Origin of the sequence: Streptomyces sp. NPDC007971 (assembly GCF_042958635.1) — a bacterium.
GTDB lineage: Bacteria > Actinomycetota > Actinomycetes > Streptomycetales > Streptomycetaceae > Streptomyces.
Window position 1 is genome coordinate 38,316 of record NZ_JBIBJK010000011.1, and the last position, 12,880, is coordinate 51,195.

Annotated in this window: 6 protein-coding genes and 1 tRNA gene; 1 reads left to right on the forward strand and 6 read right to left on the reverse strand. The window is 70.8% G+C overall.

The window, feature by feature from the left end; translation table 11 throughout:
* The first annotated feature begins 399 nt into the window (after nucleotides 1-399).
* Nucleotides 400-4,692 (forward strand): hypothetical protein, encoded by a 4,293-nt coding sequence (locus ACFZCP_RS23530; RefSeq protein WP_391429645.1) that lies wholly within the window; start codon nucleotides 400-402, stop codon nucleotides 4,690-4,692.
* A 397-nt stretch (nucleotides 4,693-5,089) separates the two neighbouring features.
* Here the strand turns inward: ACFZCP_RS23530 and ACFZCP_RS23535 are convergent.
* From ACFZCP_RS23535 to recF, 6 genes are all read right to left on the reverse strand, one after another.
* A tRNA-Ile gene (locus ACFZCP_RS23535) sits at nucleotides 5,090-5,163 on the reverse strand.
* A 110-nt stretch (nucleotides 5,164-5,273) separates the two neighbouring features.
* Nucleotides 5,274-6,011, reverse strand: coding sequence for a DUF3566 domain-containing protein (locus tag ACFZCP_RS23540; protein WP_391429647.1), 738 nt, complete (start codon nucleotides 6,009-6,011; stop codon nucleotides 5,274-5,276).
* Nucleotides 6,012-6,030: 19 nt separating this feature from the next.
* On the reverse strand, nucleotides 6,031-8,628 hold the full coding sequence (gene gyrA / locus ACFZCP_RS23545; RefSeq protein WP_391429649.1) for a DNA gyrase subunit A: 2,598 nt from the start codon (nucleotides 8,626-8,628) through the stop codon (nucleotides 6,031-6,033).
* Between the two features lie 42 nt (nucleotides 8,629-8,670).
* Entirely contained in the window at nucleotides 8,671-10,752 is a 2,082-nt protein-coding gene (gyrB, locus tag ACFZCP_RS23550; protein WP_391429651.1) for a DNA topoisomerase (ATP-hydrolyzing) subunit B, read from the reverse strand.
* 364 nt (nucleotides 10,753-11,116) lie between these two features.
* Entirely contained in the window at nucleotides 11,117-11,698 is a 582-nt protein-coding gene (locus ACFZCP_RS23555; protein ID WP_391429653.1) for a DciA family protein, read from the reverse strand.
* Nucleotides 11,695-12,852 carry a DNA replication/repair protein RecF gene (gene recF, locus ACFZCP_RS23560; protein ID WP_391429656.1) on the reverse strand — a complete coding sequence of 386 codons (1,158 nt, stop codon included), beginning with the start codon at nucleotides 12,850-12,852 and terminating at the stop codon, nucleotides 11,695-11,697. The genes ACFZCP_RS23555 and recF overlap by 4 nt, the downstream gene beginning before the upstream one ends.
* Nucleotides 12,853-12,880 lie beyond the last annotated feature (28 nt).

Genomic DNA, 12,880 nt, shown 5'->3' on the forward strand with positions numbered 1-12,880 from the left:
CGTGGGGACCGGTACCGGACGGAGCAGGTGGTCTCGGACCGTGCCGCGTCGGCGGATGGGCACGGGCCAAAGAACCGGATCGACGGCGTCGCAGGGGGGCCGGTCCCGTTGCCGGTCCGGTCACCCGTCGCCGCTGTCCGTCCCGGCCCTCGTCTCTGCGATGTCGTCGGCGTCTGCGACGTCTTCGATGTCGTCGGCGGAAGTTGTCCGAGAACGTTCGGCGCCACCCGCCCTCTTCCGGGCACCCGGCCGGTGGCCTGTCCGGACGCCGTGTGACGGGCTCGCTACCGGGACGTGATCCTGCCACCTGTCGCCCCGGAGGGGGAGATTCCCGTCTCCGGTCCCGGGCTTATCCGCAGGTCAGCCGTATAGGGTGAGTTTTCCGGTCCGGACGTCGAGATGCGGGGGGAAGTAAGGGGTGGGACCTTGGGTTCCGACTCAGGGGCACGCACAGCTTTCGCCGAGCGCCTCGCACTGCTGTACAAGGAGGCCGGAAATCCTCCTCTGAAGAGCGTCTCCGAGGCGGTCGTACGGCTGCAGCGGATGGACGAGCGCGGCCGTCCCGTGCGGGTGTCCGCCCAGCGCATCAGCGACTGGCGGCGGGCCAAGAACGTGCCCGCCCAGTTCGCCGCCCTCGCGGCCGTCCTGCACATCCTGATCCCCGAGGCACGCCGTCTGCGGACCGTTCCGGTCTCCGCCGGCCTGTACGACCTCGCGCAGTGGCAGCGTCTGTGGGAGCGCGCGGTGGCCGATCCGGCCGGCGAGCGCCCGGCGGTGCCCGCCGAGGAGGAGCGGCCGCCGGCGGCCGAGGCTCCGCCGGTCGCGGGCGGTGTGTGCCCGTACCGGGGGCTGGCTCCGTACCGCGAGGAGGACGCCCGGTGGTTCTTCGGGCGGGAGCGGAGCACGGACGCCCTCGTCACCCAGCTGCGGGCCGCGGAGAAGACGGGCGGGCTGATCATGCTCGTCGGCGCCTCGGGCGCCGGGAAGTCGTCGCTGCTGAACGCCGGGCTGGTGCCCGCGGTGCAGGACGGTGCCCTCGGGGACGGGAACAACCGGCCGAGCGCCGTGCTGCAACTGGTGCCGGGCGCCGATCCGCTGGGCGAGCTGACCCGCCGGATCCCGGAACTCACCTGGCTGGCCGCCGCGGCCCGCAGGGCCGAGGAGGAAGCGGCCCAGAACCACTCGGCACCGGGGTCGGACGCCGCGCACTTCGCCCGCGGGGTGCGGGAGGCCGTCACCGTATGGGCACGGCGGGCGGGGGCCGGGGCCGGGCAGCCGTCCACCGGGGAGTCCTCCGGCGGTCCGGAGGCGGACGAGACCTCCCCCGGCGCGGCCCTCCCGACGACCGGGACACCGGCGGACGTACCCCCGGGCACCGAACCGGCACCTGCCGCCCCCCTCTCCCCGGCCACCGCCACCTCTCCGGCGACCGGCTCCGCCCCGACCGCCGATTCCGCCCAGGCCCTCGGCTCCGCCCCGGCCGGCGATTCCGTCCCCACCGCCCGGCCGGTCCTCATCGTGGACCAGTTCGAGGAGACGTTCACCCTCTGTACCGACGAGGCCGGCCGACGCACCTTCCTGCAGTTCCTGCACGCGGCCTGCACCCCGGCCGCCGACTCGGACGGTCCCGCCCCCGTGCTGGTCGTCCTCGGCATCCGCGCCGACTTCTACGAGCAGTGCCTCGGCTATCCCGAGCTGGCCGACGCGCTCCAGCACCGGCACATGGTGCTCGGGCCGCTGACCACCGCGGAGCTGCGCGAGGCGGTGACCGGCCCCGCCAAGGCCGTGGGCCTGGAGCTGGAACCGGGGCTGGCCGAGCTGATCGTGCGAGAGGTGAGCGCCGACGGCCCGCGTGGGACGCACGACGCCGGAGTGCTCCCGCTGCTCTCGCACGCCCTGCTGGCCACCTGGCAGCGCCGCAAGGCCGGCCGGCTGACGCTGGCCGGCTACCGCGCGGCGGGCGGCATCCAGGGCGCGGTGGCGGCAACCGCCGAACGCGCCTGGTCCAGCCTCGACCCCGCCGCCCGCACGGCCGCCCGGCTGCTCCTGCTGCGTCTGGTCCGGCTGGGCGAGGACACCCAGGCCACGCGCAGGCGGGGCACGCGCCGCCAGCTGGCGCAGGAGTCGTCAGACCCCGGCAAGACCGAGGAGTCCCTGGAAACCCTGGTGCGCGCCCGTCTGGTGACCCTCGACGCGGAGACCGTGGAGATCACCCACGAGGCGCTGCTGCACGCCTGGCCCCGGCTGCGCCACTGGATCGACGACAACCGCAACGACCACCTGCTGCGCCAGCGCCTGGAGGAGGACGGCCGGGCCTGGGAGGACTCGGCCCGGGACAACTCGCTCCTGTACCGCGGCTCGCGCCTGGAGCAGGCCCGCAGCTGGGCGAAGTCCGCCGGGGACACCTATCTGACCCGCAGTGCGGTGCAGTTCCTGGCCGCCTCGGTCCGGCTGCGCAGGCGCACGGTCCTGATCAGCCGCGCCGCGGTGGCGGCGCTGGTGGTGCTGGCCCTGCTGGCCGCGGGTTCTGCGGTGGTCGCGTGGCAGCAGCGGGACGACGCCCTGTTCGAACAGGTGCTCGCGGAGGCGGACCGGGCCCAGCGCACGGACCCGTCGCTGGCCGCCCAGCTCGATCTGGTGGCCCACGATCTGCGCCCGGACGACGAGGGGACGTACAGCCGCCTGATCTCGATCGTCAACGCCCCGCTGGCCACCCCGCTGCTCGGCCACACCGGCGCCGTCTACCTCACCTCCTTCAGCCCCGACGGCAAGACCCTGGCCACGGCCAGCTACGACCGCACCGTCCGGCTGTGGAACGTGGCCGACCGCGGGCATCCGAGGCCCCTGGGCAGGCCCCTGACCGGCCACACGAGCTGGGTGAGCAGCGCGGTCTTCAGCCCGGACGGCCACACCCTGGCCAGCGCGGGCGACGACGGCACGATCCGGCTGTGGGACGTCACCGATCCCGCCCACCCGTCCCCGATCGGCTCACCGCTGACCGGCCACACGGGCACGATCTACCTGGTCGCCTTCAGCCCGGACGGGCGCACCCTGGCCTCCGCGAGCGAGGACCGCACCGTGCGCCTGTGGAACGTGGCCGACCCGCACCGGCCGAAGCCGATCGCCACGCTGGACGGCCACACCGCCGCGGTGCGCTGCGTGGCGTTCAGCCCCGACGGACGCACCCTCGCGGCGGGCGGCGACGACAACACCATCCGGCTGTGGAACACGGCCGACCCGCGCCACCCCGCACCCCTGCACTCGGTGCTGACCGGCCACACGGACCTCGTGCACTCGGTGGCGTTCAGCCCCGACGGGCGCACCCTGGCCAGCGGCAGCGCGGACGACACCATCCGGCTGTGGAACGTGGCCGACCCGACGCGCGCGGCACCGCTCGGCTCGCCCCTGACGGGGCACACCGGTCCCATCTGGTCCGTGGCCTTCAGCCCCGACGGCAGACGGCTCGCCGCCGCCAGCGCGGACAGCACGGCGAGCCTGTGGAACGTCACCGATCCCACGTCCGCCTCCCAGGTCGGCGAGCCGCTCACGGGCAGCAGCGGCGAGATGTACGCCCTGGGGTTCAGCCCCGACGGGCGCACCCTCGCCACCGGCAGCGGCGACAGCAAGGTCCGTCTGTGGTCGATCCCGACGGGGGACATGACCGGCCGCAGCGGCGCGTTCCGGCCGGACGGCAAGGTGCTCGCCACGGCCGCCCGCGACGGCAGGATCCGGCTGTGGAACGCGGCGGCGCCCGGCCGGCCCGTGGAGATGGGCAGGCCGTTCATGGAGGCCGACGGCGGCCAGCGTTCGATCGTCTTCTCCCCCGACGGCCGTACCCTCGCCGTCCTGAACGGGAAGGCGAGGCTGTCGCTGTGGAACGTGAGCGACCCGGCCCGTCCGGTGCTCGCCGGACCGCCCCTCGCCCTGCGCACCCGCTTCGCGGGCACGCACGCGCTGGCGTACGGCCCGGACGGACGGACCCTGGCCACCGTCTACGGCGACCACACCATCCGGCTGTGGAACGTCACCGACCCCGCCCGAGCCGTCCCGCTCGGCACACTGCTGTCCGGGCACCGGGGCTACATCAACGCCCTCGCCTTCAGCCCGGACGGGCACACCCTCGCCAGCGGCAGCGCGGACCGCACCATCCGGCTGTGGAACGTCACCGAACCCGCCCGCGTCACCCCGCTCGGCAAGCCGCTCACCGAGCACTCCGCCCCGGTCAACGCCCTCGCCTACAGCCCTGACGGGCACACCCTCGTCAGTGGCAGCGACGACGACACCGTACGGCTGTGGGACGTCACCGATCCCCGGGCGGCGACCGCGCTCGGCTCGCCCCTGACCGGCCACACCGAGGCGGTCACCTCCCTGACGTTCACCGCGGACGGCCGGACCCTGGCGAGCGGCGGCGACGACAACACGATCCGGCTCTGGAACGTCACCCGTCCCTCCTCGGCCAAACCCATCGGCCAGTCGATGAGCCCGTACGCCAAGACCGGCAACTTCCTGTCCTTCAGCCCCAACAGCCGTGTGCTCGGGGTGTCGAGCGGCGCGGACACGGTCCGTCTGTGGCCGCTGAACGCCGACGAGGCCATCCGCCACATCTGCTCGGTCACCCGCAACGTACTGACCCCGCAGAAGTGGCACGAGTACCTGACCCGCCTGTCGTACGACCCTCCGTGCCCCCGCTGACCGATCAAGATCGGCCAACTACCCCGCCAAAACGTTCCGTTGCCTCCCCCAAGCCCCCACATCCTTGTTACCCTTGGCCATAGCCCGATCGCTGGTGCATCCCCCGTCGCCAGCGATCGGGCCTTTTTTCGTGCCGTGAAGCGGAATCCCCGCCTACGGAATCCCTGCACACGGAGTCCCTGCACACGGAGTCCCTGCGGGGGACGGAAGACCTGGTCCCGGCCATGATCGGACAAGGCCCGGTCCGGCTCTTGGCGTTCGAAGAACCGTCGCGACGTCGTGGCCGTGCTGCCGGTCACCGACGGGCCGCCCGGACCAGCCCTCGCACCGCACCGGCCGGCGTCGGCCATGAACGCCGAAGACCCCCAGTCACGATGGACTGGGGGTCTTCGTTCTGTGGGGCTAACAGGATTTGAACCTGTGGCCTCATCCTTATCAGGGATGCGCTCTAACCAACTGAGCTATAGCCCCGCCGCGCTGTGGGGTGTGTCCCGCGCGCTGACTCCTGAAGATTAGCGCACGAGGGGGGCAGTCCCAAAATCGGTTGTCGGGGCACCGTCAGCACAGGGCGGCAGGTGGGATCACTCGTCCTCGGCCAGCGTCAGCTCGATGCCGCCCACGAAGCCCGCGGACAGGTTGTAGATGAACGCGCCGAGCGTGGCGAGCGCCGTCGCGAGGACGACGTCGATCACCGCGATGATCGACGTGAACGTCAGCACGTGCGGCAGGGAGAGATAGGCCTGCAGGTCGAAGCCGTTCGCCTCGTTGGAGCCGGTCGCCTCCGAGATGGTGCCGCCGACCGTCGAGAACACGCCCATCGCGTCCATGACCATCCACAGCACCGCCGAGGCGACGATCGTGCAGATGCCGAGCGCGATGGAGAGCAGGAAACTGACCTTCATCACCGACCACGGATCGGCCTTGGCGACCCGCAGCCGGGCCTTGCGGGTGCGCGGTGCCGTCTTCGCACCGGTGCGCGGCCGGCGCACGGCGCCGGACGGTGTCTGCGCCGGATAGGCCTGCGGCGGGTGGTAGGGCCCGGCGGGCTGCTCGGCGCGCCGCTCCCCGGGCAGCGGCGAGGCCTGCCCCTCGGCCGGGCCCGGCTGGGTGTGCGCACCGCGGGTGTCCGTCACAGTTCCCCCCTGGGATCCATGCGTCTCGGGCGAGGGCGAGCCGTCCTTGCCCGCGTCGATCTTGCGCAGCTGGGTCGTGTGCGGGTCACTCGCACCCCTGGCGCTCGCGGCCGAGCCACGGCCGCCGCCGCCCGTTTCCGTACCCGTGGAGGTACCGGCCGATCCGGCGCCCGTGGCTCCGCTCACGATGACTCACTCCTCGTGCCTACTCGGCCGAGGGCGCCTCACCCTCGTCCGTGCCGGTGGTCGCGGCACCCTCGGCGGCCTCGTCCACGGCCACGTCGCCGTCGACTTCCTCCGCCTCGCGCCCCGCCTCGGCGTTACGTGCGATACCGACCACGGCATCGCGCTTGCCCAGGTTGATCAGTTGGACGCCCATGGTGTCACGGCCCGTCTCCCTGACCTCGCTGACTCGCGTACGAATCACACCGCCGGACAGGGTGATGGCGAGGATCTCGTCGCTCTCCTCGACAATCAGTGCACCGACGAGAGACCCACGGTCCTCCACGATCTTGGCGGCCTTGATGCCGAGGCCGCCGCGACCCTGGACGCGGTACTCGTCGACGCCGGTCCGCTTGGCGTACCCGCCGTCCGTCGCAGTGAACACGAACGTACCGGGTCGAACAACATTCATCGAGAGAAGTTCGTCGCTCTCGCGGAAGCTCATCCCCTTGACCCCGGAGGTGGCCCGGCCCATCGGGCGCAGGGTGTCGTCCGAGGCGGTGAACCTGATCGACTGTGCCTTCTTGCTGATCAGAAGGAGATCGTCGTCGGCCGAGACCAGCTCGGCGCCGATCAGCTCGTCGTCGGATCCGTCCTCACGCTCGCGCAGATTGATCGCGATCACGCCGCCGGAGCGGGGCGAATCGTAATCCTTCAGAGGCGTCTTCTTGACCAGACCGGACTTGGTGGCCAGCACCAGGTACGGCGCCGCCTCGTAGTCGCGGATCGCGAGGATCTCGGCGATCGCCTCGTCCGGCTGGAAGGCGAGCAGGTTCGCCACGTGCTGGCCGCGCGCGTCCCGGCCGACCTCGGGCAGCTCGTACGCCTTCGCCCGGTAGACCCGGCCCTTGTTGGTGAAGAACAGCAGCCAGTGGTGCGTGGTGGAGACGAAGAAGTGGTCGACGATGTCGTCTTCCTTCAGCTTCGTGCCGCGCACGCCCTTGCCGCCGCGCTTCTGCGCCCGGTAGTCGTCCGTCTTGGTCCGCTTGACGTAGCCGCCGCGCGTGACCGTGACGACGATGTCCTCCTCGGCGATCAGGTCCTCGATGGACATGTCGCCGTCGTAGGGCACCAGCATGGTCTTGCGGTCGTCGCCGTACTTCTCGACGATCGCCGCCAGCTCCTCGCTGACGATCCCGCGCTGGCGCACCGGCGAGGCGAGGATCGCGTTGTACTCGGTGATCTTCGCCTGGAGCTCGTCGTGCTCCTGGACGATCTTCTGGCGCTCCAGGGCGGCCAGACGGCGCAGCTGCATCTCCAGGATGGCGTTCGCCTGGATCTCGTCGATCTCCAGCAGGCCCATCAGGCCGGTGCGCGCGATCTCGACGGTCTCACTGCGCCGGATCAGCGCGATGACCTCGTCGATGGCGTCCAGGGCCTTCAGCAGACCGCGCAGGATGTGGGCGCGCTCCTCGGCCTTGCGCAGGCGGAAGCGGGTCCGGCGGACGACGACCTCGATCTGGTGCGTCACCCAGTGGCGGATGAACGCGTCCAGCGAGAGCGTGCGCGGCACCCCGTCGACCAGCGCCAGCATGTTGGCGCCGAAGTTCGACTGCAGGTCGGTGTGCTTGTACAGGTTGTTCAGGACGACCTTGGCGACCGCGTCCCGCTTGAGGACGATCACCAGACGCTGGCCCGTGCGGGACGACGTCTCGTCGCGGACGTCCGCGATGCCGCCGATCTTGCCGTCCTTCACCAGGTCGGCAATCTTCTGCGCCAGGTTGTCCGGGTTCGTCTGGTACGGCAGCTCGGTGACCACCAGGCACTGGCGGTTCTGGATCTCCTCGACCTCGACCACCGCGCGCATGGTGATCGAGCCGCGGCCGGTGCGGTACGCCTCCTCGATGCCCTTGCGGCCCACCACCAGGGCGCCGGTCGGGAAGTCCGGGCCCTTGATCCGCTCGATGAGCGCGTCCAGCAGCTCCTCGTGCGAGGCCTCCGGGTTCTCCAGGTACCACTGGGCGCCGGCCGCCACCTCGCGCAGGTTGTGCGGCGGAATGTTGGTGGCCATACCGACCGCGATACCGGCCGAGCCGTTGATCAGCAGGTTGGGGAAGCGGGAGGGCAGGACGGTCGGCTCCTGGGAGCGGCCGTCGTAGTTGTCCGTGAAGTCGACGGTCTCCTCGTCGATGTCGCGGACCATCTCCATCGACAGCGGCGCCATCTTGCACTCGGTGTAGCGCATGGCGGCTGCCGGGTCGTTGCCCGGGGAGCCGAAGTTGCCGTTGGAGTCCACCAGCGGCATCCGCATCGACCACGGCTGGGCGAGGCGCACCAGCGCGTCGTAGATGGAGGAGTCGCCGTGCGGGTGGTAGTTGCCCATGACGTCGCCGACGACACGGGCGCACTTGTAGAAGCCGCGCTCGGGGCGGTAGCCGCCGTCGTACATCGCGTACAGCACGCGGCGGTGGACGGGCTTGAGGCCGTCCCGGACGTCGGGCAGCGCACGGGACACGATGACGGACATCGCGTAGTCCAGGTACGAGCGCTGCATCTCCGTCTCGAGCCCGACGGGCTCGACACGCAGGACGGTCTCGCCGCCCTCGGTCTCAGGGGTCTGCGGAGTGTTCTCGTCGGCCATTGCTGGTGAAGATCCTTCCTGGTGCGGTCAGCTGAGACCGACTCAGATGTCGAGGAAGCGGACGTCCTTGGCGTTGCGCTGGATGAACGCGCGGCGGGCCTCGACGTCCTCGCCCATCAGGACCGAGAACAGGTCGTCGGCCTGGGCGGCGTCGTCCAGGGTGACCTGGCCGAGGACTCGCAGCTCCTGGTCCATGGTGGTCACGCGCAGCTCCTCGGCGTTCATCTCGCCGAGACCCTTGAAGCGCTGGATCGAGTCCTCCTTGACGCGCTTGCCGCGCTGGCGGCCCATCTCCAGCAGCGCGTCGCGCTCGCGGTCGGAGTACGCGTACTCGATCTCGTCACGGCCCCACTTGATCTTGAAAAGCGGGGGACGGGACAGGAACACGTGCCCGGCCTCGACCAGCGGCCGCATGAAGCGGAACAGGAACGTCAGCAGCAGGGTGTTGATGTGCTGGCCGTCGACATCGGCGTCCGCCATCAGGATGATCTTGTGATAGCGGAGCTTCTCGATGTCGAAGTCCTCGTGCACACCCGTGCCGAAGGCCGAGATCAGCGCCTGGATCTCCTGGTTCTGCAGGATCTTGTCGATCCTGGCCTTCTCCACGTTGAGGATCTTGCCGCGGATCGGGAGGATCGCCTGGTACTGCGGGTTGCGGCCGGACTTGGCCGAACCGCCGGCGGAGTCACCCTCGACGATGAAGATCTCGCACTTGGTGGGGTCGTTGGACTGGCAGTCCGACAGCTTGCCCGGCAGGGACGCCGTCTCCAGCAGGCCCTTGCGGCGGGTCAGGTCACGGGCCTTGCGGGCCGCCACGCGCGCCGTGGCCGCCTGGATGCCCTTGCGGACGATGTCCGCCGCCTCGACCGGGTAGCGGTCCAGCCAGTCGTTGAGGTGCTCGTAGACCGCCTTCTGCACGAAGGTCTTGGCCTCCGTGTTGCCCAGCTTGGTCTTCGTCTGGCCCTCGAACTGCGGCTCGCTCAGCTTCACCGAGATGATCGCGGTCAGACCCTCACGGATGTCGTCACCGGTGAGGTTGTCGTCCTTCTCGCGCAGCAGCTTCTTGTCGCGCGCGTACTTGTTGATCAGCGACGTCAGCGCGGCCCGGAAGCCCTCTTCGTGCGTACCGCCCTCATGGGTGTGGATGATGTTGGCGAACGAGTACACACCCTCGCTGTAGCCGCTGTTCCACTGCATCGCGACCTCGAGGGACAGGCTCTTGTCCTTGTCCTCGGCCTCCAGGTCGATCACGGTGGGGTGGACCGCCTCCCCCTTGCGGGAGTTGAGGTACTTGACGAAGTCGACGATGCCGCCCTCGTAGTGGTACGTGACCGACTTGACCTCGGCCTTCTCGTCCGCGCCCGCCTCGTCCGCGCCACTGGTGGCCTTCGCCGACTCACGCTCGTCGGTGAGCTTGAGGGTCAGGCCCTTGTTGAGGAACGCCATCTCCTGGAAGCGCCGCGACAGCGTCTCGAAGGAGTACTCGGTGGTCTCGAAGATGTCGCCGTCGGCCCAGAAGGTCACCGAGGTGCCCGTCTCGTCCGTCGCCTCGTGCTGGACGAGCGGCGCCGTCGGAACGCCCATCTTGTAGTCCTGCGTCCAGCGGTGCCCATCGGTCTTCACCTCGACCGACACCTTGCTGGACAGGGCGTTCACGACGGAGACGCCGACACCGTGCAGACCGCCGGAGACCGCGTAGCCGGCGCCGCCGAACTTGCCGCCCGCGTGCAGCACGGTCAGCACGACCTCCAGGGCCGGCTTGCCCTCGGAGGGCACGATGCCCACCGGGATGCCACGGCCGTTGTCGATGACACGCACGCCGCCGTCGGCGAGGATCGTCACGTCGATGGTGTCCGCGTAGCCGGCCAGCGCCTCGTCGACGGAGTTGTCGACGACCTCGTACACCAGGTGGTGCAGACCGCGCTCACCCGTGGAGCCGATGTACATGCCGGGCCGCTTGCGGACCGCGTCCAGCCCTTCGAGCACGGTGATGGCACTGGCGTCGTAGGCCGCAGAGCCCGCGGCGGACTCTGCGGCCTCGCCGTTCACGCCGGCGTCGGTGGACGGGATGTTCTCGTTGGGGTTGCCGGAATCGGCCACGAAGCGCCCTTTCTGGCACAGCACGAGCCGGGCTCGTCGGCGGGTTGCCGGAGCGGCTGCGGCATGTTGCGTTGGTAAGCCTTGATCAGCGTTGCTCAGCTTTTCCCGGGCGGTCCCCACGATTGGGGCGGGATTGGCTTCCAGTCTACCGGTAGCGCCGACAGTGATGGGGGTTTGCAGGTACCTGAGTCCGCATGTGCCGCCCTCAACCGGTCTCCGCCGGGTCCCGATATGCGGATGGGGGCTCCAAGCGGCTCACAGCGCCACTCAGCGCTTCGGGCTGTCAACCCTTGGCTACTGGGGGGTCAGGTCGCGCTCCACCCCTGCCCACAGGGGTACGACCACGGGCGCGTCGGCATCACGCAGCAGCCCCACGACGTGAGGTACGTCACCCGTAGGTGTCGCCGGGACCGGTGCTCCCCGGAGCCCGCAAGGGGCCGTAACGCCGCGCGGGACCGCCGGGGCCGTTGACCTTGAGCAGCCGGACCGTGCCGTGCCCGAGGTCCTCGTTGAGGCGGGCGACCAGCGTCGGGGCGAGCAGGCGCAGCTGGGTCGCCCACGCCGTCGAGTCGCACTGCACGGACAGCACACGCTCGTCCTCGTCGTACTTCTGCGGCACACAGTGCTTGGCCAGGTCCTCGCCGACGATCTGCGGCCAGCGCCCCATCACGCCGCCCACCGCGGCCGGGGTCTCCCAGCCACGCTCGTTGAGCAGCCGGTTGATCGCGGCGCCCAGCGCCATCGGGTCACGCCCGTCGGCCCGCGCGCCGGAACGCAGGCCACCGCCCCGCCGCGCCTGCTTCTTCTGCCGCGCCGCGTCCCCCCGCGCGCGTGCCTGTTCCTTCGCGGCGCGCAACGCCACGCGCGCGAGGTCGACACCGGAGGGTTCCGCCGCCTTGTTCGGGCTCCGCGGGTTCTTCGCGTCCTTCGGGCTCTTCGCGTCCCTGGGAGCAGGGTCGTCGGTGCTCATACGCGCTCCACCGTGCCCTCGGCCACCGCATACCGGGCGCCGGCCAGTACATGCGGCACGTCGTCGTCCACAGCGGCGGTGACCAGCACCTGCTCGCCGGGCGCGACCAGCTCGGCCAGCCGCTCACGGCGGCGGGCGTCCAGTTCGGCGAAGACGTCGTCGAGGATCAGCACCGGCTCGTTGCCCTCCGCACGCAGCAGGTCGTACGAGGCCAGGCGCAGCGCGAGCGCGTACGACCACGACTCCCCGTGGGAGGCGTATCCCTTGGCGGGCAGCTCGCCGAGCTTGAGAACCAGGTCGTCCCGGTGCGGGCCCACCAGGGTCACACCCCGCTCGATCTCCTGCTTGCGCGCCTGGGCCAGGGCCTCCATGAGCTGGGCGTAGAGATCCTCGCGCGTCTGGGCCTCGCCGGGCGCCGACGGCCTGTACTCCAGCGCGACCGGACCGCCGCCCGGGGCCAGCTGCTCGTACGCCTTGTCGGCCAGCGGCTGGAGCGCCGCGATCAGGTCCAGACGCCGGGCGAGCAGCTCGGCGCCCGCCCGCGCCAGATGCTGGTCCCACACGTCGAGGGTGGACAGGTCCGTCCCCGGGCCCGAATCCGCCCGCTCGGCAGACGCCCCCCTCCGCCCGCCGTGCCGGCGAGCCAGGGCGGCGGTCTTCAGGAGCGTGTTGCGCTGCTTGAGCACGCGCTCGTAGTCGGAGCGCACACCCGCCATCCGCGGCGAACGCGCCGTGATCAGCTCGTCCAGGAACCGGCGCCGCTCACCGGGATCGCCCTTGACCAGCGCAAGATCCTCGGGCGCGAACAGCACGGTCCGTACGATCCCCAGCACGTCCCTCGGCCTGACCTGCGAGGACCGGTTGATCCGGGCACGGTTGGCCCTGCCGGGATTCACTTCCAGCTCCACCAGCTGCTGCCGCTCGCCCTGTCTGACCTGCGCCCGGATCACGGCCCGCTCGGCGCCCATGCGGACCAGGGGGGCGTCGGAGGCCACGCGGTGGCTGCCGAGCGTGGCCAGGTAGCCGACGGCCTCGACCAGATTCGTCTTGCCCTGCCCGTTGGGGCCGACGAAGGCGGTGACGCCCGGGTCCAGCGGGACCTCGACCCGGGCGTACGAGCGGAAGTCGGCCAGCGAAAGATGCGTGACGTGCATGGTCGTTTCGCCGACCTCCCCCAGAGTA